The 23,284-nt window shown below is 35.2% G+C and carries 17 protein-coding genes and 1 pseudogene; 14 read left to right on the forward strand and 4 right to left on the reverse strand.

From position 1 onward, the window contains the following. The first annotated feature begins 92 nt into the window (after nucleotides 1-92). Entirely contained in the window at nucleotides 93-3,650 is a 3,558-nt protein-coding gene (locus BN2390_RS03375) for a putative mucin/carbohydrate-binding domain-containing protein (protein ID WP_053982939.1), read from the forward strand. Nucleotides 3,651-3,725: 75 nt separating this feature from the next. On the opposite strand, the gene BN2390_RS03380 is transcribed toward BN2390_RS03375, so the two are convergent. Then, entirely contained in the window at nucleotides 3,726-4,802 is a 1,077-nt protein-coding gene (locus BN2390_RS03380; protein WP_053982940.1) for a hypothetical protein, read from the reverse strand. Nucleotides 4,803-4,940: 138 nt separating this feature from the next. On the opposite strand from BN2390_RS03380, the gene BN2390_RS03385 reads away from it, so the two are divergent. Then, nucleotides 4,941-5,951, forward strand: a complete 1,011-nt coding sequence (locus BN2390_RS03385; RefSeq protein WP_053982941.1) for a lactonase family protein — start codon at nucleotides 4,941-4,943, stop codon at nucleotides 5,949-5,951. A 31-nt stretch (nucleotides 5,952-5,982) separates the two neighbouring features. Continuing rightward, a pseudogene (locus tag BN2390_RS03390) lies at nucleotides 5,983-6,405 on the forward strand (HIT family protein); the annotation flags it as partial. A 67-nt stretch (nucleotides 6,406-6,472) separates the two neighbouring features. Here BN2390_RS03390 and BN2390_RS03395 read toward each other — a convergent pair. After that, nucleotides 6,473-8,362: a beta-N-acetylhexosaminidase gene (locus BN2390_RS03395; protein WP_053982943.1), complete on the reverse strand. Its 1,890-nt coding sequence runs from the start codon at nucleotides 8,360-8,362 to the stop codon at nucleotides 6,473-6,475. 153 nt (nucleotides 8,363-8,515) lie between these two features. On the opposite strand from BN2390_RS03395, the gene BN2390_RS03400 reads away from it, so the two are divergent. Genes BN2390_RS03400 through BN2390_RS03415 form a run of 4 tightly spaced genes read left to right on the forward strand, consistent with a single transcriptional unit; the run spans nucleotide 8,516 to nucleotide 12,699 of the window. Beyond that, nucleotides 8,516-8,713: a CLC_0170 family protein gene (locus BN2390_RS03400; RefSeq protein ID WP_053982944.1), complete on the forward strand. Its 198-nt coding sequence runs from the start codon at nucleotides 8,516-8,518 to the stop codon at nucleotides 8,711-8,713. Between the two features lie 41 nt (nucleotides 8,714-8,754). After that, complete coding sequence (locus BN2390_RS03405) at nucleotides 8,755-10,407, forward strand: spore germination protein (RefSeq protein WP_053982945.1); 1,653 nt, start codon at nucleotides 8,755-8,757, stop codon at nucleotides 10,405-10,407. Nucleotides 10,408-10,409: 2 nt separating this feature from the next. Beyond that, nucleotides 10,410-11,513 (forward strand): GerAB/ArcD/ProY family transporter, encoded by a 1,104-nt coding sequence (locus BN2390_RS03410; RefSeq protein WP_053982946.1) that lies wholly within the window; start codon nucleotides 10,410-10,412, stop codon nucleotides 11,511-11,513. After that, the gene (locus BN2390_RS03415) at nucleotides 11,506-12,699 is read left to right on the forward strand and encodes a Ger(x)C family spore germination protein (protein WP_053982947.1); all 1,194 of its coding nucleotides are present in this window, start codon (nucleotides 11,506-11,508) and stop codon (nucleotides 12,697-12,699) included. The genes BN2390_RS03410 and BN2390_RS03415 overlap by 8 nt, the downstream gene beginning before the upstream one ends. 489 nt (nucleotides 12,700-13,188) lie before the next feature. Here the strand turns inward: BN2390_RS03415 and BN2390_RS03420 are convergent, their stop codons facing one another. Next, nucleotides 13,189-15,369, reverse strand: coding sequence for a methyl-accepting chemotaxis protein (locus tag BN2390_RS03420; protein ID WP_053982948.1), 2,181 nt, complete (start codon nucleotides 15,367-15,369; stop codon nucleotides 13,189-13,191). 176 nt (nucleotides 15,370-15,545) lie between these two features. On the opposite strand from BN2390_RS03420, the gene BN2390_RS03425 reads away from it, so the two are divergent. Beyond that, nucleotides 15,546-16,814 carry a glycosyltransferase gene (locus BN2390_RS03425; protein ID WP_053982949.1) on the forward strand — a complete coding sequence of 423 codons (1,269 nt, stop codon included), beginning with the start codon at nucleotides 15,546-15,548 and terminating at the stop codon, nucleotides 16,812-16,814. Here BN2390_RS03425 and BN2390_RS03430 read toward each other — a convergent pair. Beyond that, the gene (locus BN2390_RS03430; protein WP_053982950.1) at nucleotides 16,760-17,263 is read right to left on the reverse strand and encodes a putative ABC transporter permease; all 504 of its coding nucleotides are present in this window, start codon (nucleotides 17,261-17,263) and stop codon (nucleotides 16,760-16,762) included. The two genes, BN2390_RS03425 and BN2390_RS03430, sit on opposite strands and share 55 nt — an antisense overlap. Nucleotides 17,264-17,407: 144 nt before the next feature. Here BN2390_RS03430 and spoIIR point away from each other — a divergent pair, with 144 nt between their 5' ends. The 6 genes from spoIIR to BN2390_RS03460 all read left to right on the forward strand — a co-directional run bounded on the left by spoIIR (nucleotide 17,408) and on the right by BN2390_RS03460 (nucleotide 23,283). Next, on the forward strand, nucleotides 17,408-18,046 hold the full coding sequence (spoIIR, locus tag BN2390_RS03435) for a stage II sporulation protein R (protein WP_053982951.1): 639 nt from the start codon (nucleotides 17,408-17,410) through the stop codon (nucleotides 18,044-18,046). Between the two features lie 159 nt (nucleotides 18,047-18,205). Beyond that, the gene (locus BN2390_RS03440; RefSeq protein WP_082238562.1) at nucleotides 18,206-19,255 is read left to right on the forward strand and encodes a D-alanine--D-alanine ligase family protein; all 1,050 of its coding nucleotides are present in this window, start codon (nucleotides 18,206-18,208) and stop codon (nucleotides 19,253-19,255) included. A gap of 10 nt (nucleotides 19,256-19,265) precedes the next feature. Next, on the forward strand, nucleotides 19,266-20,072 hold the full coding sequence (murI, locus tag BN2390_RS03445; protein WP_053982953.1) for a glutamate racemase: 807 nt from the start codon (nucleotides 19,266-19,268) through the stop codon (nucleotides 20,070-20,072). Nucleotides 20,073-20,195: 123 nt separating this feature from the next. Further along, complete coding sequence (locus BN2390_RS03450) at nucleotides 20,196-20,606, forward strand: YwiB family protein (protein WP_053982954.1); 411 nt, start codon at nucleotides 20,196-20,198, stop codon at nucleotides 20,604-20,606. 34 nt (nucleotides 20,607-20,640) lie between these two features. Continuing rightward, entirely contained in the window at nucleotides 20,641-21,510 is an 870-nt protein-coding gene (gene galU, locus BN2390_RS03455) for a UTP--glucose-1-phosphate uridylyltransferase GalU (protein WP_053982955.1), read from the forward strand. A 21-nt stretch (nucleotides 21,511-21,531) separates the two neighbouring features. After that, a complete protein-coding gene (locus BN2390_RS03460; protein ID WP_053982956.1) occupies nucleotides 21,532-23,283 on the forward strand; it encodes a hypothetical protein in 1,752 nt (583 codons plus the stop codon). Nucleotide 23,284 lies beyond the last annotated feature (1 nt).

Consider the following 23,284-nt stretch of genomic DNA (forward strand, 5'->3'; position numbering starts at 1 on the left):
ATTTATTGTTGCAGTTCTCAATAATAAATATAATAAATGTATTAATATAAAAAAATGAGATAAAAATATAAAACTAGAAAAGGAAATAAATAATGAATAAAAAACTTATCGCATCACTTGTGGCAAGTATGATGATTATGGGGCAGATGCCAGTACAGCTTTTAGCTCAAGATGCTTCACCAAAATTAGTACAACTTGCTGGGGATCAAGAAGTTAAAGAAATTATTGAAAAGGTTACACTCTATAAGCAGGATAGTGCAAAGCCTAGTGATCGTAACTACTCATTTAATAATACCTTACATTCTAATGAACCTTTAGGAATAGAAGTATTAGGAGAAACGACAGTTGAAATTTTAGTAAGAGGTGAAAATGTTACTGGAGGTGCAACACTTAATTATCATGATGTGGGACATCTAAGAAAAGGAACAGATCTTAAAGTAGGAGAACCTATAAGAATTACTATTCCTAAAAAGGGACAACTATTTTTAGATGTAGCTAACTTAAAACATTCCCAGAATCCAGACACACCATTTTCTATAGATGTCCAAGTGACTCTCATTGAGGGGGACTATAAACTCTCACCAACTTATGATATAAGAGCAAATAAAGGTTTTGAACATGCAACATCAGATTCTGAAACTTTTAAGGCACTTGCTCTTGCTCCTGAAAATGCAGAAGATGGAAGTATCTTGATTTCAGAAAATACGAGAACATATATTCCAAAATCAAAATTTATTCCTAAGACAGTGGACCCAAGTGGCGTACTGACTCACCAAGAGGCCATGCTTAAAAGTTACAATGAACTTGCAGATACACCAGATCGTGCAGGATTTATTCTTATGACGGGTATAGAGGAAATAGGTGGTTATATGGCTGCAAGTAGCTGGGCACTTGTTACACGACCTAAAGCTATACTTGAATACTTAAAGCTTCCTAATGAAGATGCATGGGGGATGTACCATGAGTTTGGCCATCTTTATGAACAAGGGTGGGGGTATGTAGAATATTGGAATAATATTTATGCAAATATGTTAACACGTGAACTTCAGAATCGTCCATCAAACTGGACATGGCTCTATGGCAATAATGAAGAAAGCTATGAAACTAATACAGTTGTACCAAGTTTTGAAGGCTACTTAAAAGAAGCTAAGCTTGGGAGCATCCATCCTATGTATTATTTTGTAAGTATAATGGATCACATGGATTCAGAATTTATGGGTAAAATCACTCATTTATATAATAAAGATAAAAAATACAAGGGTGCAGAATACGTTGCATACTTTGTAGCAAAAGAATATGGTATCAATATTATTCCATATTTAGAAGCTGCGGGTCACGCTATTACAAATAGGGATATTATTGAAGATATTATTCTAACAAGTAATGAAACACGTATCCATGTTGAACCAGGTAATATAAGATTTGAAGGAATTGACCAAATTTCAATGCCTCCTACGATGATGACTGGCTTCTACAATCAACCTCTTAGAGGGATGAGTAATCCAAATGCAACAATTATTGTAGATATTGAAGGGACAGAATATACAACGACTACAGATGAAAGAGGACAGTTTGAATTTGACTGGCCAGTATCTGTTACAAATAAAACAGCTATACGTGTAGCGTCAATTGAAGCAGGAAAAGCGAAAAGTTTTTATAGAGATGTTATAGTAGAAGACACAGAGAATCAAATTGTTTTTAAAGGTTACAAAGATGAAGTATTCTTAACTGTAGATATTGATGAAGCAAATCAAGCCTTTCATGCTGTTTCAAGTGGTAAAGTAGCAAATCAATTCTATAATGGACAATATGCAAAGATAGAGCAATTTAATAAATTTGGTGAGCGTAAAAATATCATTTCTATGAATGGTGGAGCAATTGCTGATAAAATGGCTGAAGCACTTAACGGATGGACTTATGAAGCGGGGGACTATTTAAAACTTTATCATCCAGAACAAGGAAGAATTTCTCTTCAAGGTTATGTTGAAAACGATGTTAATAAGCTTTATGCAAATATGAATGCTATTAATATGAATGAAAGCTACTTCTATCTAACAGGTGAACATGTCTTATATTCAAATAGTCAATTAGAGCCTCAAATAACAATTCTTGATCTTCAAGAAAAATTAAATAAATTTAAACAGTTACAATCCAATGATTATACACCATCTTCTTGGGAGCTATTCCAAACTAAGATTCAAGCTGTAGAAAATGCTATTTTAGATTCAAATACTACACCGGAAATATTACAACAATTATGGAGAGATATAGATACTTATGAAGGTCTATTAATACCAGTAAGTGTAATTGTTGTTAAAGGATATAATAATCAAGTTGCACTTCGCATAGGATTTGATCTAGAAACAGGTAAACTTGTAGCTAAATCCACTGGTGTCGCAGCCAATATATATCATGGTGGAAATATTTACTTTAAACTTGAAGTTCTATCAAGTACGGGAGCAGTTGAAGCAACTTATAGTTTAAGAGGTCAAGAAAATGCTGATGCAATAGCAACAGCTATTAATACACTTTCACTTCAAAAAGGGCAAAAACTAAGACTTAGCCATTTAGAACCTCAGCGTTTAGCTGTTGAAGGGTATGTTATTGATGCGCCTTATGATCTAAGTACAGGGCTTCGTCAGCTTGACTTAAAGAATACATACTTCTACTTATGGGGTGAAAGTTTAGCCTATACAGATCAGTTAGAAGAAATAGTTAAAGTAGATAAAACAGCTTTAAAAGCAACTATAGATGAAGCTTTAGCACTGGATGAAGAAGTGTATACAAGTGAGACATGGGCAAATCTATTAGGACATTTAGACTATGCGCAACAGGTATATGCAATAACTGATTATACGCTTACTCAAGAAACTATAGATCAAGCAAATGAACAGTTACGTGAAAGCATTCAGCAATTAGTGGTAGCGCCAAAGTTAGACTATAATGAGCTTGACTTACTTATTCAACAGGCAGATGAATTAGTTACAGGTGGTCAAGGTAACTATGAGGAAAATAGATGGAATAACTTATTATGGGCATTAGATTGGGCAAAAGAAATGCGCCAAGATAAGTCACTTACTCAAGAAGAAATTAATCAAGTAAGTATCTACCTAAAAATAAATATTAATGATGTACTTGAATACCAACAAACAGATAAGACAGCTCTTAAAGTTGCTATAGATGAAGCATTAGCATTAAACGAGTCAGACTATACAGTAGAATCTTGGGCAAACCTGATACATGCTTTAGAAAATGCTCAGCTTAAATATGAATTAGTTGGGACAACTGTTACACAAGAATCAGTAGATAGAGTAACACAAGCATTACAAAATAGTATAAAGCAATTAGAAAAACTATCAAAACTAGATTATATCAAGCTTGATTCTATTATTGAGCAAGCAGATGAATTAGCTAGTGGTGGTCAAGGTAGCTATGAACAAAATAGATGGGATGGTTTTATCTGGGCATTGAACTGGGCAAAAGAAATGCGTGTAGATACAACACTTAATCAAGAACAAGTAGATCACGTAGGTCGCTATTTAGCAATATGTATGAATGATGTCCTTGAGTATCAATCAGTAAAAGAACTTTCTACTGAGGTAAATAAAGTACTAGAAGATGAAGTTTTAAATGATGAAGTAGAAATTTAGAAGAAGTATTTACTTATAAAAAGTAGAGGAAACTTAATAAATAGTTTTCTCTACTTTTTAATACTGTTAAATAAATTAATTATTGATTTTATGATAAACGTGGCTGATGAGTTCAATTTGTTTTCTTTGATTACACTCTACATCGTTAAGCCATTCGAGTGCAGCGCCTATGACAAAGCCAAGGAACATGTTAAGGATACCAAGACCAACTAAACCAACACAAATGATAAGACTTAACATATTTTGACCAGCATAAAGTGTAAGGCCTCCACCGGCAAATAGGGCAAGTCCAAAGAGTACACCAAGAATCTTACTAATCACTTTAAGTCTAGCTAAAGAGCCATATTTAGGTGTAATACGTACAGGTGTGCCAGGTCTTGGTGGAGAAGTTGTAAGTGATGGGACAGGTGTTGTAGGAAGTGGTACACCTGTTGTAGCAGCTTCTTGGTTAGCAAGTGTTGCATCTTTAGAAGAAGCTTGTCCATGATTTACATTTGAAGTTGATACTATAGCATCATCAAATGAACTAGGCTCATCTGATTGGGTAGGTTTACGGATAAAGTCTGTGATGTTTGTATTTGAATCAAATACAGGATTTGGCTGAGGTATAAGTTCATCACTTTCTATTTTTGCTTTTAAAATGTGAAACTCATCTTTTGCAGTTGAAGCAGTATCTTTAGAGACATTTTTATTTGTAGATGTTTTATTATTGTTGGTTATTTCTCTATTTATGGATGGGCTATCATCTTTAGTAGTTTCTTTACTTGTAGATGAAGTATCATCTTTGATTGCTTCTTTGTTTGTAGGTACTTTATCATTTTTTTCTATTTCTTTATCTGTAGATACTTTATCGCTTTTGGTTATTTCATGAGTAGTTGATTCCTTAGAGAGTGTAGCTTGTTTTTTAGCCTTTGTTTTTTGAGTAGATTTGCTAGTAGGTGTACTCGCAGTATCCTCTTCGGTCGTAGTTGTATCAGATAGCTTGTCTACATTCTCAGTAGTAGTATTTGACTCTGTAGATTGGTTTACCTCTTTAGTCTCTATGGCAGGATTGGTTTGGTCTGATGAATCAGTAGGTAATAAGGAACCGCATTTAAAGCAGTTACGATCACTATCTATATTTGGAAAGTTACAATTTGGACATCGTTTCATTTTTATTCCCCCTCCTAAAAAATTACATATCTACCTTTATTATAACTTTAAATTCTAATTTTTCCAATAAAAATTAAATAGAATTGCTTTTGTATAAAAATTAGGGTATAACAAGAGGAAAGGAATGGAGGAGCTAGCATGTATACATTATTAATTTCAGGATATGGCACAGTACCAGAAAAGACACTTAAAGTGTATCAGTTTAATGAGGAAACAAAAAGTATTACAGAAGTATTTGGAGAAAGTTTAGCTAATCCATCTTATGCAGTTATTGAAGGTGCTCTTATCTATACAATGAGTGAAGTAGAAGATGAAGTACCATTAATGAGTTATAAGCTTGATAATCAAGGATTTATGAAACTTGCACAGCAAAAGTTTGAAGGTGGAGGTATAGCTCATATAAGTTATTCATCTACTCATAAGGCCTTATTTGGTGCATGTTATCAAACAGGGGATGTACTAAGTATTGGTGTAGAGAAAGGACAATTTTATGGAGTAAAGAGCTTTATTTCTCTACCTAAAGGTGAAGGAGACATTTCAAGAGCACACTGCGTTCAGTTAGATGCAAAAGAAGAATACCTTTATGTGACCAATATTCATACAGATAAGATTTATTGTTTTAAAGTAGACCAAGGAACACTACACTCTAACGAGGCTTTTGAAGCTTTACAGCTAACAAAAGGGATAGGACCAAGAGATATTGTCTTTCATCCTAGTAAGCCGGTAGCTTATATTACTGGAGAGTATAGTAATCAAGTAACTGTAGTAAGTCAAGATTCAGTAACGGGAAGACTTCAGGTTATTCAACAACTAAGTGCACTAGCAGAGGAGTATACAGGGGAGAGCTATTGTGCTAATGCAGTTGTTACACCAAATGGAAAGTATCTATTTGTAGCGAATAGAGGGGCGAATAATGTGGCAGGATTTGAGATACAAGAAGATGGCACATTAAAGGTAGAAAGCTTTACTTGTGTAGAAGGTAATTGGCCAAGACTGATCACTTGTACACCAGATGGTAAGTATATACTTATCTGCAATCAACGTTCAAATGAAGTAGTTATTAAGTCACTTGACCAAGAAATTGGTGAAATAGGGGGACTGGTTGCGGCTATCCCATTTAATGAACCAGCCTTTGTTAAGACGATTTAAAATAGATATTTTATAGAATGAGGATAAAGGGAGCAATACAAAAATGAGTGAATGTGTATTTTGTAAAATTATTAATAGAGAGATTGAATGTAAGGTAATATATGAAACAGAGTCAATTATATCATTTTTGGATATAGACCCTATTAATGAAGGCCACGTGTTAATTATACCTAAAACACATGTTGATTCACTTGAAGAAGTATCTTCGGATATGCTAAATGAAATGTTAATTTTAGCACAAAAAATAGTAATAGCTTATAAAAAAATATACGATATAAAAGGTTATAGTATAATGCAAAATGGAGGAGGATTTTGTGATTTTGGACATTTTCATCTTCATATATTCCCTCGTTATTCAAATGATGGTTTCGGATGGACTTATCCAGAAGGACCATTTGAATACTCCCAAGAAGTTGCTAACAAAATCAAAAAGGAATTACAACCCCAAAATTAGTTATTCTAAAAGTTAAAAGAGGATATCACCATACCATCTTGGTCTAGTGATATCCTCTTTTTTAGATTTATAATCCGTGTGAAACTACGTTTTGTGATGCCATAGTAGCATATTGATCATGGTTCAGCATACCTTCTTCTGTATGCCAGCCTAGGTGGAAAGGAAGACGATCGCCGTCTAATTCTTCAATATGGTCAACCTCACCATTTAAGTAGCTATTTACACGGTAGATAGCTGTTTTGGCACGTCCAATAATACCGTTTAGACGTACATCTAGAATTTCAAATCCGTTACCTTTGCAGTCTGTATACCATATAGTACGTAAGGCTTCTATGAAGTCTTCTACATCACCGATAAGCATAGGAAGGACTTCTTCAGCAAGCATAGCAAGGGTGTCGTGGTCTTCTTCAAGGTAAGCTTGACGAAGTTCAACACCAATGGTTGCTTTAGTAGCAAGTACAGTACTTAAGGCTGCATACATTTTAAACATGGAGCTATAAGCACAGCTTTTGTATGAGATTGCCTCATATTTATCAGCTAAGTTAGAGTAGAATGTTGTAAGGTCAAGATCCTCAGCATAGATGTCAAAAGCACCAAGTAAGATGTCTTGGTATAAGAAGTATTTTGAAGGATTGTAAGAGTTAACATTTGGTCTGTCCACACCTTCTACTAAGTTCAGTTCTTCAGGACTTCTAAGATCTTCTAAGCTAAGGCCGGTTAAGTATTTACAACGTCTATCAATCCAAGCATCATCTACATCTTGAAGGTAGCTATGTTCTGCAAAGAAGATAAGGCCTAAAAGGGATGTATCGATAGGTGCTTCATCCCCATCATCTCCCCACATTGTAGCAAGGACTTCTTGAATGCCTTGTTTCTTACAAATGTTAAGTGCTGCCTTGGTTGTAAGGAAAGTACGTTCATAGTTTGGTGCATAACCTACCCATTTCCACACCCCACCTGCAAAGATAAGTGGTTTATTGAATTTTTTCTTTAAGTTAATAGAAGCATCGTAGAAATCTTCTTCTAAGTGGTAGTAATCCCAATAAACAAGGCTCATCTTATCTGGAATGCTCTCAATAACACTTTGATCAAGTTCAATGTTTAAGTCGTAGTGGTCTCCAGAAGGCGTAGCAGCACGCATAAACATATCATCCCACATCATTGGTTCAAAGTTGTATTTATCCAGTAGCTTACAAACCTCTTTAAGGTGCATCGCCATAAGCTCTTGATGATGTTTGTAGCCATTTACTTCAATAGAGCGGCCAAGACCTAAGTCCCAAGCTTCATCCATACCAATATGGATACGGTTTGTTCTAAATGTAGCACGAAGGGATTTGAACATATTATCTAGGAACTCGTAAGTTTCTGGCGCACCCACTAAAAGTACATCTGATGTATCTCTAAATTTAAGGGCATAGTTCCATTTAAGTGTTTGTTTAAGGTGAGCAAGTGCTTGAATACAAGGAATAAGTTCAATGCCTAATTTATAAGCGTATTCATCTAATTCTTTGATTTCCTCTTGTGTATAACGACCACGCATGTAACCAAAGTAAGGATACTCCGGAATGGTATATGTATCTTCACTGTAAAGCATACATGTTGAGTGACCCATCATAGCAAGATGAACAAGGAGTTGTTTAACCTTGTCTACTTTATACACACTATTACGTGAGACATCAAACATTGCACCTGATACAGGAATATAAGCTTTTTCTTCATAAGTAAAAGTAGCTTGTCCTTCTTCTACAAATTGCATATAAAGGCTTAACCCCCTAAAGAAGTGGTGCTTCTTTTTGTATGCAATGCTATTTTCTTCCCCACGAATAATACGTAGGCATATTTCATCGTTTTCATCTAATTGAACAACGTTAATATTATCTTCTAAAGCAAGATTAAAGTAATTTCTAATCTCATTTAAGCCAAATTCTAAATCTAGTACTTCCCCAGAAAAATTCATAGTCTTCCTCCTTAGTATGAGCTGAGTTATTCATTTAATAAAACAGTATATAAGAAGTATTTTAATATACTTTTTTTGGAGAGTATAGTGTATATTTTTGAAAATTATTTCAAACAATGGAGTATAAGAAAAAAATAATCAGCGAGGTGTGCTATGGCTAAATTACAAGAGATGATGAGCATCTATATTGTGCTTGTCATGCTAGGAGTAGGGCTGAACATGGCGTTCTTGAGGTATAAGACCTTTAAGCAAGTCAATCACTTAGAAAGAGAGGCACAATTTTCTAGAGTAGTAGGCTATATTTATATTGCTTTAGGTATATGTAGTGCTATTTTCTTAATAATAAATTAGAACACTAGAATGAGACCAATGACAAGAGAGGGTGACCTAAAATGGATAATGTAAAGCAAGTCAATGAACCTAGTCGTGAAGATGCTTTTCATGATAAGGATAATAAACTCATCATTCCATTCGAAGAATCATTAGATAAGAATATAGATAACATTACTTATTTATTTAAAAATTGTACAGATGTGGTCAAGCGAGAAGTGAATATAGGAATGCTAACACCTATTCGTATATATGGTGTTTACATCGATGGGATGGTTAATCGTGATGTCTTAGAAAATTTCTTCTTAAGTCGTATCATTGATTACAAGAATTTAAATGGTGAACGCATTCCAATGACAGGTCCTAAGACTCAGATTATTATGGATCATTTTTCTGCAACTTTTGATATCAGAGAAGCCCAGAACATGGATCAAATGGTAAGTGGAATCCTTTCAGGTGATGCAGCCATCTTTATAGATGGTGAAAAGAAAGGACTTATTATTGCTTGCCGTAGTTGGCCAGTACGTGGAGTAGGTGCACCAGAGACAGAAGCGGTTGTAAGAGGACCAAGAGATGGATTTGTAGAAACCATACGTTTTAATACAGCGCTTATTAGACGTCGTATTCGTGATACCAAGTTAAAGGTAGAGATGACTTCTGTAGGGACAAGAAGCCGTACAGATATTGCTATTATGTATATGGAAGACATCGTAAGACCAGAGCTTGTAGAAGAAGTTAAAACACGTCTTGAAAAATATAAAATAGATGGTGTCTTTGATAGTGGCTATATTGAACAACTGATAGAAGATAGTTGGAAGAGTCCTTTCCCACAAACCCAATCAACAGAAAGGCCAGATAAAGTAGCTTCTAGCTTAATGGAGGGGAAAGTGGCTATTGTAGTGGATACCTCACCGTTTGTTATTGTTGTACCGACGACACTCAATACCTTCTATCAAGCATCTGAAGACTACTATCAACGCTGGCAGATTATGAGTTTTACAAGAATTTTAAGATACATTGTATCCTTCTTATCTTTCTCGTTGCCAGGTTTATATATTGCAACCATCAACTTCCATCCAGCTATGCTGCCCACATCCATTGCTGTGTCCTTAGCCGCCTCCCGGGAGGGGATTGTCCTGGCAAGTGTGATGGAGATGTTGGTCATGGAGATGGCATTCGAGCTGTTGCGGGAAGCTGGTATTAGGCTTCCAGGTCCAGTAGGACATGCTCTAGGTGTAGTAGGTGGTATCGTTATTGGGCAAGCTGCAGTAGATGCTAAGCTTATAAGTCCGATGATTGTTATTATTGTAGCCATTACAGCGGTAGCAACCTTTGCCATACCAGATTATGGTTTAACAGCAGCTTATAGATTGTTGCGCTATATATTCTTATTTATTTGTGCCCTATTTGGGTTATATGGGTATTTAATTGCCTTTATTTTATTGCTTGCCCATTTATCTTCATTAGAAAGTTTTGGAACACCATTCTTAGCACCCTATACAGCAGGTGACCAAAATGATTATCGGGACTTTAGGGATACCCTTATTCGCTTCCCTATCTTCTTGCAAAATCGTAGACCACGTTACGCAAGAGAACATCAAAAAACACGTATTCGCTTAAGTGATGCAGATAGTGTAACAGAAACACCACCAGGACCTGATAGTGCACAAACAGCTACAGATATCCAAGGTGAACCAAGGGAAGGAGATGAATAAATATGTATACACATAATGCTAATGTATCTGTAAGACAAATGAAAATTTTATTCATCCTCCAGATGTTTAATATGTCTATGGTGATTTTGCCACGTATAGCAGGTAAAATGGCAGGGCATGATGGTTATTTGCTCCCTATATTAGGCTTTGGCTTTGGAGCAATCTATGTATGGAGTATTGTATCTTTATTAGAACGTTTTCCAGGTGAAGGCTTAGATACAATCGCACCTAAACTGATTACAAAAGGGTTAGGGTGGATTTTAATTGGATTATATGTCATTAAAGTGCTTATAGGAGCAGGGCTAGAAGTACGTATGTTTGCAGAAATGGTGTCACAGGTGTTATTACCTAAGACACCTTTACCAATCATTATTTTAATTTTACTTTTTGCTGTTCATTATTTAATTAAGTCAGGATTAGAAGCAAGTGGACGTATGGCAGAAATTGTAGCCTACTTTGTGTTTGTTCCATTAGCCTTTGTCCTTTCAGTTGTAGCTATCAAAACAGATTACAAGCAACTTATGCCTTTTATGACAGCTAAGCCAGATGGATTTATTAAAGGGGCTTACTTTGTAAGTATGACCTTTATGCCTTTAGAATTTCTACTCATTATAGGTAACCTTGTAAGTAAGCCTCATAAGCTTAAACATATAGGCCTCTGGTCAATAGGTATCATAAGTGTACTAGAAATTATTTTAATTGGTTTAACCTTTACAGGTGTAGGTATGGTGACTTCAACGAAACAAATCTGGCCAATGCTTACTTTAATGGAAAGTATACAGCTACCAGGTTCATTCTTTGAAAATCAAGAAATTTTCATGATGTCTTGGTGGATCCTAAGTGTATATATGTATATCTGTGGCTCTATGTATGTAGCCAGTCTAACCATTAGTAGATTAGCTCACTTTAATAGACAAAATGTTACTATTCTACCACTTATACCAATCGTATTCTTGATTAGTATGTATCCAGGAAGTTTAACAGAAGCGTATAGATACTTATTACACTTCAATGGGAAATTTGGCCTTCTTTTCTTATTCGTTGTACCTATTGTACTTATTGTAATAGCTAAGTTAAGGAAAAAGGGGGGTGAAGGTAATGCCTAAAAAGATTGTAAAATTAATGCTTTTGATAGGCTTATCATGTTTGACCCTTACAGGATGCTGGGATAGTACTGAGGTAAATAATAGATCTATTATCTTAGAGTTAGCAGTAGATAAGAATACGGACTATGCGTATGATACGACCAAGCTTATAGATGATCAACCAATCTATGATATTTACTATGCTATTCCTGATTATGGTAAGCTATCAGGAACCAATACTTTAGCAACCAATGTAGAAACCAATATTGAGGTTCAAGCACCTACAATAGGAGCAAGTATTGATGATTTAGAAACCAAAAATAAAAATTCAGTAAGCTTTAGTCATGTTAAAGCACTCTTGCTAGGAGAAGAATTACTTAAAGATCCTGAACTCTTTAAGCGTGCAATGGATTCGGTATCTCGTGATATGCTTATCGCAAGGAATGTACCTCTACTCGCAGTGAATGGTGATGCTAAGCTAATTACTAAAGTAGAAAGTGAAGAGCAACCTATATTAGGGTTATACATTATGGATTACTTTAATAATGGCGAGCGTGCTTCTAGTTTTTTCAAAAAGCAGTTAGTAGGTAATTACATTAGAGAAATGGATGACACAGGTGTATCAACCTTGCCACTATTCCATACAGAAAAGATAGATACTACTGACCCAGAAAGTAAAAGTACAGAGATTGATATAAGTGGTGCAGCGGTGATTCATGATTATGAATTAGTAGGTTATTTAACTAAAGAAGAAGTGCGAAGTCAACTTTATATAGAGGGTCAAATCAAAAATACACCAGTTGTGATCTCTGATGAGGGTACCCTGCTTAGCTATACTGTAAAAAGGCAGCAAAGTAAGCTTAAATTTGGAGAAACACAAACAGGCCCATGGTGCTTAATAGAAATAGAAGTAGAAGGTAATATCTCAGAATACCTCAGTGAAGAAGAATCCAAACTTATCAGTCCCCAAGGATTAGAAGAAGTTAAGCAAGCCATCGCAAATGAAATCATTAAACAAATCAATGTAGGTATTAACAAATCAAAAGAAATGAATATGGATTTCTTAGGAATAGGTGAAGCCTTCTATAGACAGCACCCAAAAATGTGGATGAAGTATCAACCAACTTGGCTTTCTACAAGCTATAGGAATCTACCTATTAGTATAGGCGTTGATGTATCTATACAAAGTACAGGTATTTCTGAATAAAGAATGGGAGTGAAAACTTATAGTACAAGAGAAGGTCCGGGCAGCGCTATGCATGTGTCCTCTCTTTCGCTTTTGCTCAAATGGACTAAGAAGCTGTAAACTCATACTCAGGTAGAAAGCGCGAAAACTCGGCTACGCCTCAAACACTCGCGCAACCCCCTACCTTCATATTCGTTAACACCTTCTAAGACCACTCTCGAAAAAAGCTACAGTGAGGTCACCAGCATATCTTATGCCCTATTCTACTTGTAAGATGAAATTTTCACTGTGTAGAACACACCGGTAGAAGGGGTAAAGTTGAACCTCAAAGAAAGGGCAGATCTTCCTGTAACTTTCTTAGCTTGTCTGAGCAAAAGTGAAAGGGAGATGGTACACACAGTGGAGCCTTTCCGTATAATATAAACAGTATTTACTTATCAAGGCAAAAGAGCACCTCAGTTTATGAGGTGCTCTTTCTATGTCCAGGGTATTAAGATTGCTTATAAAAAACTAAAGTTTAAAGTGATCGTACATAACTTGTAATTCTTTAATTGTTTCATTAAGTGTTGTAGAACGGTCACTGATTTGGTAGGCATAACTTGTTTGTTGTGAGCTTTCTGCATTTACTTCTTCAGTTACGCTTGTAGAATTTTGGATAACTTTTGAGATATCTTCTAAGTTACCATATACAGAATTTTTATCTTCTTGAACTTGTTGAAGAAGGTGATTTACTTTTTGAATTTGCATGTCTACGTTGTGCATTTGATCTTGGATGTTAAGGAAAGTTTGGACTGTTTCATTAACAACAGGAATTTGGTTATCGAAAACTTTCATTGCTTTTGTTACTTCTGTTAAAGCAATTTCTTTTTTCTCTATAATGCATGCAACAGTAGATTCAATCGTTTTAATTGCATTACTTGTTTGTTCAGAGAGGTTACGAATTTCTCCAGCTACGACAGCAAAGCCACGCCCAGCCTCGCCAGCACGAGCAGCTTCAATTGAAGCATTAAGGGCAAGTAAGTGGGTTTGTTTATTAATATTTGTGATTAAAGTCATGATTTGATAAATATTGCTTGCTTCTTCACCCAGTGATTTAACTTGATCAAAGATGTGCTGACTCATTCCAAGACTATTTTGAGCTTGAGTGGTAAGTGTATCAAGATGTGTTTTAGTATCTGCACTCATCGTCATTGTATCATGAGAAGCAGATTGAACAGTGACAAGCATTTCATTCACATCATCAATGTTGGTTGAAAGTGTATCCATAAAGGTGAGAGAATGCTCAATACTTGCAGCTTGTTCACTAGCACCGATAGCAATACTATCAATGGCATCTTGAACTTGAGCAGCAGAAGATGCTGTACTTGTTGAAAGTGTTTCTAGAATATTAGAGTTTTCTTGTACTCTAGTAGTTACATGTTTAGCTTGAGAAATAATAGCTTTTAAAGTGTGTAACATATCTAAGAATCCATCTAATAACAGCTTTGTTTCGTGGTTCCCCAATTTAACCTTAGAAGTAATTTCATCTTCTAAATCTAGATCTCCTTGTTTAATACGTCCCATGTAGAATGAAATTTGGTTAAGCGCTCTTGTGATTTCTTTACTAATTAAGATACTAAGTGCAACTACAATCAGGAGCATTACTGATACAATGACACCAATTTTAATATAACCGCCATAAACATCTTTTAATAAAAGTTTAAGTGGTGCATCAATGATAATGTTCCAACCGTTTGAACATTGGGTAGTGCTGAGTAAAGTATTATGATTAGTTAAGCCAGTAGATTTCTCCTGTGCTATAAAATCATTTACAGAATCAATGATTTTATCATCTACAGATGTACCAATAAGCTCTGCTTGACTAGAAAGCATAATGTTGAAGTTATTATCTGTGATCATAAAAGGAATTTCATCATCAATATTAGCCACACGTAGAAGGTCTTGATAGAAGGTTGTATCAAGGCTGAATATTGCTATACGGTCAGACTTATCTGTATGTCCAGGGACTGTTTTTGCAATAAAAATATTAGATATTTTATAATCTGGTTCATTCACCCAAAACCAAGTGATTTTGTTTGAATCGACTATCTTTTTATAGTGTTCGGAGCTTTTAAAGTCTGAAGATGTAAAGTACTTTGAAGCAACGAGTAACTTTTGAAAACTACTTGTATCATGAATATAAGGTGTTTCATCTCCTGCTAAGATCATTAGGCCTTCTAGGTATTGATCAGTTGTTAAGAGACTATTCATTTCCGGTTTAAGGTTAATGGCAAGCCAAGTACGGTCAGCATCAGATAAGTTATCATATTGACTTGCATATGTACTAAAGTTGGTGTTAGATAAAATGCTTCCCATTTTTAATTGAACGGAGTTAATAGAATAGTTAACATTATACGTAAGTTGATCAACTATTTTTTGTGAGTACATACTGAGTGAGTTTTGCATAGATTGCATAACTGTTGAATTTGAAAGATTAATAAGGATTAAGCAAGGTGTAATGGTTAAAATTAAAAAGAAAGCAATAAGCTGATGAGACAGCTTGAATTTAACAGAAATGTTTCTGAAGTGCTTAGACACATTGCTTGTTTTTAAATTATTAGATTTATTACTTTTGCTAAATTTGGAAAAAATATTAATCTTTTCTCTTCTAAACTGAAAAAGATTTGGTTTGATATTAAATTTAGTTTTCATCAAAACTCTCCTAAATAATATAATTAAATAATATAATAATTGTACTACTTGTTTAAAAATAATTCAACAAAAGTATAAAAATGATTGAAAAGGTAACTAAATGATGCAAAATTAATATAATCTACATTAAAGTGGTATAATCTAATTTATGAGATTAATAAAAGGAAGTGAAATAAATGAGTTTGGTAAGTATTATTATTCCTATATATAACGTTCAAAAATATTTATCAAGATGTTTGGACTCCCTTTTAGCACAGACGCTAAAAGATATAGAAATTATACTTATTAATGATGGTTCTAGAGATAATAGCCTTACAATATGTGAAGCTTACGCTGAAAAAGATAAAAGAATTATTGTTATTGATCAAATTAATCAAGGTGTATCCGTAGCTAGAAATACAGGAATAGCAAAAGCTACAGGTGAATATATAGGATTTGTAGATCCAGATGATTGGCTAGAGCCTAATATGTATGAGTTAATGGTAAATAAAATCAAAGAATCAGATTGTCCAATCTGCTTTTGTAATTATTATAAAGATGAAAAAAACAATAGTGTCCCAAAGGATTTTAAAATTGAGAAGGATCTTTTAGATAAGGAAGAAATAACAGACGTAATCATAAGTAATATGGTGGGAGCAGATGATATTATGCCACACTATAACTTTGTTATGGGATGTGTTTGGAGAGGCCTCTATAAAAAAAGCTTTATGGATGAATATGGACTAGACTTTGAGCCAGGAGTCAATATTATGGAAGACTTAGTGTTCAATATTAGAGCATTGCTGAAGGCAGATAAGCTTTGCATTGTACCAGATCACCTTTATCATTATGTACAAAATCCAACATCTATTTTACACAGCTATAAAAAGAATATGTGGGAAGATCAAATGAGAGTACATGAACTCTTAGAACAATACATTATAGAAGCAGGTCTAGAGGAGAAAATGAGAAATCGCCTAGACATGCGTTATGTAGGTATGGCCTTTAGTGCTATCTATAATGAAGTACAGGCTAAAAATAAAGAAGATATGCGTAACAAGATGATTAAAGTCAAAGAAATCTGTGCGGATGAAAAGTTTAAGATGAGTTTAGAACGCATACGTCCTATTAGAGGTAGTGAAGCCTCTGGTAAGGAAGAAGAAATCAGTGAAAAGAAAGTAGTTAACAAGCGTAACAGTAAAAAGGGCATTAATAAAAAGGAAATAATTAAAAGGGAAGTAATTAAAAAAGAAATGCCCAAAAGAGAAATAACTAAAAAAGAAGTTAAGAAGAAAGAAAGTAATAAAAAAGAAACGACTAAAAAAGAAATAAACAAAGAAACTCAGCGCCGATTTATACAGATTATTAATAGAAAAATAGATAAAGAAGAAAATAAAAAAGAGCTGGCAGCTCAAGATACAACTGCCAGACGTCTTAGTGTAAAAAAGAAATCAGTAATAAAATAAATTATAATAGCCCATGACAAGAGCTGCCAGAGCAGGAAGGTAGAGATAAAGAAAGTATTAATAAGAGGTTGTAGCGCATATACACCTACAAGACATAAGCCCATCCATGCAATAGAGAAAGGCAGGCAAATGAGACCTTGAAAGTTGGGGCGCACATTGGAGTAATCCCAGTACAAGATCCCCCAGAAAGATTTGATTAAAAAACCGCTCATATACTCTACGGCAGTAGGTACAATCAGAGCGAGGACAAGCATAATAAAAAAGTTAGAACCAAGTACATCTTTAAAAAAGACTAATAGTGTCATAGCAAAGCCATACATTGGTTTAAAAGGTCCGTATAAGAAGCCTTCGCTTTTGAAGTGCTTACGTGTAAATAAGGCATAAAACTGTTCAATCACATAACCTAAAAAAGAGTATAGTAAGAAATTGAACAATAAATAACTCCACATCATGAATACCCCTTTTCCCATAAAATAGATAATTTTAATATCTACTAAAAAAGGGAAAAATATGCATTAATTATTTTTGATAGGTGTATAAAATAAGTTTAGAAGGCAATACTCCTCATAGATAGATTTGAGGAGGATAAGGCCATGACAAAATGGGTTAATAAATATTGGTTAGAAGTTATTTACATATCAAGTGTTTTATGCTTTGTAGGAGTATTTGCACTACTCTCTATGTCGGAGTATGCAACGACCATGTCGCAAGGACTTAGTGAGAGTGTGATTCGCTTCCACGTACTTGCAAATAGTGATACCAAAGAAGATCAGTTACTTAAGGAAAACGTAAGAGATGCAGTCCTTCTTTATATGGAACCTATTCTTAAAGATTCTCCAAGTATTGATGAGACACGTAAACGCATCAATGCACATTTAGAAGAGATTACACAAGTAGCTGAGCAAGTGATTGCAAACTGGGGTAAGGACTACAGTGTTTATGTAGAACTTAAACATGAGGACTTCCCAACAAAAACCTATGGAGATATTATCTTCCCAGCAGGTAACTACGAAGCATGCCGCATTGTAATAGGAGAAGGTGCAGGACAAAATTGGTGGTGTGTTATGTTCCCACCATTATGCTACGTAGATGCAGCGACAGGCGTTGTACCACTAGAAGGTAAGGAAGAACTTAAAGAAAACTTAACAGATGAACAATATGAGATTGTAGCATTTCAAGCGGACAAACCTTATGATGTAAGATTTAAAATCGTAGAATGGTTTAATAAATAAAGGTCGTTATCAAACGACCTTTTTGTTTGCAATAAATAACATATAATCTTTTAAAGTTTTTACAAAGGCCAAGTTTCGCAAATAGGCAAGTCTTGAATATTTATAATAAAAGTAATACAATTAACTTTAACTGTAGGAATGAAGGGAGAAAGAGGTATCATGAAAGAAAGTATATTAGTGTTATTTGGAGGGCAGTCTTCAGAGCATGAAGTTTCTTTAAAGTCAGCAACTACGATTATTAATCATATGGATACAGATAAATTTGAGATTTACCCAGTAGGGATTACAAAAGAAGGTAAATGGTTACTCTATACAGGTAATAACCTAGACTTTACAGCAAATAGATGGCAAGAAGTAGGTATTCCTGCTGTTCTAAGCCCAGATGCGACAACAAAAAGTTTAGTGGTATTAAAAGAAGAAGAGCCACCAGTGTATATCAGAATCGACAAAGTATTCCCAGTGCTTCATGGTAGAAATGGAGAAGATGGAACAGTACAAGGTCTTTGCAAATTAGCAGAAATTCCATTTGTAGGTTGTGGTGTACTTGCTTCAGCTGTATCTATGGATAAAGCTTTCACTAAGATTGTAGTGAAAGAAAAAGGTGTACCACAAGCTGATTTCGTGCTTGTGTATGAAAGAGAAATGAAAAATGCAGATCAAGTTGTAGCAAAAGTAGAAGGTGCTTTTGGTTACCCATACTTTATTAAACCAGCCAATGCAGGTTCATCTGTAGGTATTTCAAAAGCGCATAATAAAGAAGAGCTCATTGCAGGTATCTTAGAAGCGCTTAAACATGATACAAAAGTACTTATTGAAGAGACAATCATTGGACGTGAAGTAGAAACAGCTGTACTTGGAAACGGCGATGTACAAGTTTCGGGTGTAGGTGAAATTCTTGCTGCGGCAGAATTCTATGATTTTGATGCAAAATACAATAATGCAGAATCTAAAACAGTTGTAGATGCCAATTTAGATCCAGCAATCAAAGAACAAATTAGAGCATACGCAAGAGATGTATTTGAAGCAGTAGAAGGTAAAGGTATTTCTCGTATCGACTTCTTCGTAAAAGAAGATGGTAGCATCATCTTTAACGAAATCAATACATTACCAGGATTCACTTCTATCAGTATGTATCCAATGCTCTTTAACGCAGCAGGTACCCCAACACGTGAGCTTGTAACCAAATTACTAGATTTTGCAAGCCTTTAAGGAGAACATTATGGACAATAGACCTATAGGCATATTTGACTCGGGCGTAGGGGGACTTACAGTAGTAAAAGCAGTGATGGAACGTCTAAAACATGAGTCCATTGTGTATTTTGGAGATACCGCAAGAGTACCTTATGGGAGTAAATCCAAAGAAACTGTGACTAAGTTTTCAGCACAAATTATTCGTTTCTTAGAAACACATGATGTAAAAGCCATTGTTATTGCATGTAATACAGTCAATGCAAACTGTATAGAAGAGTTACGTGCTATGTTCCCACACCTTCCAATTGAAGGTGTGGTAGAACCTGGCGTACGTATGGCACTTAAGGAGACACGTAATAATCGTATAGGCATTATTGGAACAGAAGCAACTATTGCAAGTGGTAAATACCCTTACTTATTAAAACAACAAAATCCGAATCTTGAAGTATTCGGTAAGGCTTGTCCACTCTTTGTACCGCTTGTAGAAGAAGGATGGGCAAACCATAGCATTACCAAAGAAGTTGTGCAAGAGTACTTATTACCACTAGCAGAAAAAGATATTGATACCCTTATATTAGGGTGTACCCATTATCCAATGCTTACTCAGACTATAGGAGAAGTATTAGGAGATGGGATTACACTCATTAACCCAGCTACAGAGGCAGCCTTTAGCCTCAAGCGTCTACTCAAAAGCCGAGATATGCAAACAGAGCATACAGAGGCGACGTACAAGTTTTATGTAAGTGACCACACATGTCGTATGCAAAAAATGGCGCAAGTCTTTTTAGACTACCCAGTAGAGTATGTAGAAAAGGTAGACATTGAAGCCTATTAGATAGACAACAGCAAAACTCCCAAGTTATTGAGTATCAATGGCATGGGAGTTTTGTTTCAAGGATATACTATAGACAAGAATAAACTACAATAATTTTATTAAAGTGATTGAAGGAGACATAAGATGGAAACTAGAAAATTTAAATTAGTGACAACGCAAAAGTATGAGTCACATGATAATGTAGATGAAATGATCGTAGAGGGTGTAGTGGCTGAACGTAATGGTAGCCAGTACATTAAATTTGACCAAAAAGATGCAACCCATAATATAACAGTGAATAACCTGATTAAACTTAAAGATGGTGTTGTAACCATTAAGCGCTCAGGTGCATTATCTTCAAATATGGTTTTTGATACAGCTAAGCCTTATTCAACAAGTTATGAAACAGAATATGGACAACTTGATCTATTAGTGACGACTCACGAGATCAAAAGTCAATTTGGTGAGGATGTAAGCCTTATGATTCAGTATGAAATGATGATGCAAGGAAGAAAAATAAGTGATAATATATATTTTATAGAGAGTACAAAATAATAGTTGCACTTTAAAAGTCGAAAGGGGTTTGGACATGAAAATTAAAAAAGCTATTATACCTGCAGCAGGTCTTGGGACAAGATTCTTGCCTGCAACAAAAGCACAACCTAAGGAGATGCTACCAATAGTAGATAAACCAACGATTCAATATATCGTAGAAGAAGCTGTAGCTTCTGGTATTGAAGATATTGTTATCGTAACAGGTCGTACGAAAAAAGCTATTGAGGACCACTTTGATAAGTCTGTAGAACTAGAAATGGAACTTGAGAAACATGGGAAAGATGAGTTGCTTGAGATTGCAAGAGATGTGTCTCAAATCGCAAACATCTATTATATCCGTCAAAAAGAGCCTAAAGGGCTTGGACATGCAGTCCTTACAGCAAAGAACTTCATTGGGGATGAACCTTTTGCTGTCCTTTTAGGAGATGATGTCATTACATCTGAAACACCTTGTCTAAAACAAATGATGGACATGTATGAAAAATATGATTCAACCATTTTAGGTGTACAGACAGTAGCAGATGACCAAGTTAACAAATATGGTATTGTGCAAGGCGATAAAATTGCCGATAGAATGTATACAGTGGAAAATATGGTGGAGAAACCAAGTATTGGTGAAGCACCTTCAAATGTAGCTGTACTTGGTCGTTATATCATCACTCCAGCCATCTTCCCTCTTCTTGAAAAACAAGAAGCAGGAGCAGGTGGAGAAATTCAACTTACTGATGCCCTTTGTAAATTAGCACAGCAAGAGAAGATGTATGCATACGACTTTGTAGGTAGACGCTACGATGTAGGAAGCAAACAAGGATTCTTGGAAGCTACTGTAGATTTTGCATTAGATCGAGCAGACTTACGTGATGAATTCATGGCTTATTTACAAGAAGTTGTGAAGAGAGGGTAAGTGCTAAAGGGAGGCAGCGCATTGAAAAGAGCAATACGCGTGGCAGTTGCAAGTTGGCTTATATTAGGGTCAGCTTGCACAACTTTTGCCATGGATCATAACTATCTTACACAAGAAGAATACGAAAGCTTAGAAAGTTCAATTGTCTATTCAGATAAAGGTATCGTTGTAGAGAATGAGCCAGGACTGGGATATCTTGTATACAGAGATGCAGCAGGAACAGAAAAAGTAGCTAAATATTATAGTGGTGAGATAAAAGTAGAGAAACAACCTTATTATGATGAGGAAGATAGAATCGGTTATATCGACCAACTCTTCCCTACTTTTAACTTTGATAATCGTGATACAACGATAGGTAATATAAAACCAGGCGACAATATTTATATCCAGTTTGATAATGAAGGTTACATACAATACATAAGTGCATACAATGACTACATTGTACGTTACGGAAAAGTACATACATTTAATATGGGTGCGAATAGTATGAGAAGTTTAGTACTAGAAGATAGTACAGGTAGACTCTATCACTATAGTATTGGTCAAGATACACCGATTAGTAAAGCTAGTGCACCTTACTCTTTAGGAAAACTTAAAGAAGGTGAATGGGTAAGATTACTTGTTAACCAACGTATACTCGGTGCAGGTCAAATCGAAGAAATCGTAGAAGAGATTGTTGTAGATCCAGATAGTAAGGTCATATCTGGGATTTATAGAGGTGAATTGGTAAGCGTGAATCCTTATCAAAATACTATTGGGATTAAGAATAACCAAGTTCTACAAAAAAATGGTTGGGGCATGTATGAATCTATCAATCAGCTTCGTGTAGAGCCAAAGACTGTAGGTACCTATTACCTGGGAAATGCAGTATCCTTTGACTACATCAAAAACAGAATTAAAAGCTTAGATGGTTATGTGTATGCAGCAGTAGAATCTTTTAGAGGTAAAGACGAAGCGGTTAAGCTCAACTTCCAAACCAAGAAACAAATCACTTTAGAGCCTACAACAGTAACCTATGCTTCACCAGGGGTGGTTAAGCTCTTAACAGGAGAACAAATCTATCTTGCAGATGATGCCATCATTGTGAGAGAAAATCGTCTAGTAGGTCCAGCAAGTATTATGGTAGGGGATCGCATTCAAGCAACTATTACAGGTGAGAATAAACTTGCCGCTGCGAATATCCTACAAGGGGTAGCAGAAGGTAGTTTAGAAGTTTATAGAGGACGTATTAAACGTATTGATAATTACCAAACCTTTGAAGTAGAAACATTCTCCCTTTTAGAAGATGGTATATGGTATTACCATCCAACACCACAAACCTTTAGTATTCAAGCAAATACCAAGTTCTTAACAGAAGCGGGTATTCAAATGAATGGTATAGATGAGTTCTTAACTTATGGAGATAACTCTAAAGAGAGTGAAGTCTATACAATCATTGCAAAAGGTGGAGAAGCAGTAGCCATTAGTAGTATGCCATATAGCAAGGAAGCCATAAGAGGAGAGGCATATCTTACCTCATCAGGAGATATCCGCCTTAAAGACACTTATTACTATGACCGTACGAAGAAACGTTGGTCACTTTTAAGCCGTAAAAATGCAGCTGTGAACTTAGAACTTTCACCAAATACAGTAATCGTGAAAGAAGGACAGCTTGTATCAGCTAAGGCTATCAAACCAGGAGATAGTTTAATGGTTATGATGGAAGAAAGTATCCAAGATCAAAATAAACAAGATAATTATACAGCCAAGTCTTATATTGTTATCGTAGAGTAAG

This window comes from Niameybacter massiliensis (assembly GCF_001282685.1).
GTDB lineage: Bacteria > Bacillota > Clostridia > Lachnospirales > Cellulosilyticaceae > Holtiella > Holtiella tumoricola.

Excerpts from the sequence above, each read along its gene's own strand:
- BN2390_RS03440 (WP_082238562.1), top strand. The coding sequence starts at position 18,206 with ATGAAAGAAAGTATATTAGTGTTATTTGGAGGGCAGTCTTCAGAGCAT.
- BN2390_RS03380 (WP_053982940.1), bottom strand. The coding sequence starts at position 4,802 with ATGAAACGATGTCCAAATTGTAACTTTCCAAATATAGATAGTGATCGT.
- spoIIR (WP_053982951.1), top strand. The coding sequence starts at position 17,408 with ATGACAAAATGGGTTAATAAATATTGGTTAGAAGTTATTTACATATCA.
- BN2390_RS03430 (WP_053982950.1), bottom strand. The coding sequence starts at position 17,263 with ATGTGGAGTTATTTATTGTTCAATTTCTTACTATACTCTTTTTTAGGT.
- BN2390_RS03410 (WP_053982946.1), top strand. The coding sequence starts at position 10,410 with ATGTATACACATAATGCTAATGTATCTGTAAGACAAATGAAAATTTTA.
- BN2390_RS03405 (WP_053982945.1), top strand. The coding sequence starts at position 8,755 with ATGGATAATGTAAAGCAAGTCAATGAACCTAGTCGTGAAGATGCTTTT.
- galU (WP_053982955.1), top strand. The coding sequence starts at position 20,641 with ATGAAAATTAAAAAAGCTATTATACCTGCAGCAGGTCTTGGGACAAGA.
- BN2390_RS03385 (WP_053982941.1), top strand. The coding sequence starts at position 4,941 with ATGTATACATTATTAATTTCAGGATATGGCACAGTACCAGAAAAGACA.
- BN2390_RS03395 (WP_053982943.1), bottom strand. The coding sequence starts at position 8,362 with ATGAATTTTTCTGGGGAAGTACTAGATTTAGAATTTGGCTTAAATGAG.
- BN2390_RS03415 (WP_053982947.1), top strand. The coding sequence starts at position 11,506 with ATGCCTAAAAAGATTGTAAAATTAATGCTTTTGATAGGCTTATCATGT.
- BN2390_RS03375 (WP_053982939.1), top strand. The coding sequence starts at position 93 with ATGAATAAAAAACTTATCGCATCACTTGTGGCAAGTATGATGATTATG.
- BN2390_RS03400 (WP_053982944.1), top strand. The coding sequence starts at position 8,516 with ATGGCTAAATTACAAGAGATGATGAGCATCTATATTGTGCTTGTCATG.
- murI (WP_053982953.1), top strand. The coding sequence starts at position 19,266 with ATGGACAATAGACCTATAGGCATATTTGACTCGGGCGTAGGGGGACTT.
- BN2390_RS03450 (WP_053982954.1), top strand. The coding sequence starts at position 20,196 with ATGGAAACTAGAAAATTTAAATTAGTGACAACGCAAAAGTATGAGTCA.
- BN2390_RS03425 (WP_053982949.1), top strand. The coding sequence starts at position 15,546 with ATGAGTTTGGTAAGTATTATTATTCCTATATATAACGTTCAAAAATAT.
- BN2390_RS03420 (WP_053982948.1), bottom strand. The coding sequence starts at position 15,369 with ATGAAAACTAAATTTAATATCAAACCAAATCTTTTTCAGTTTAGAAGA.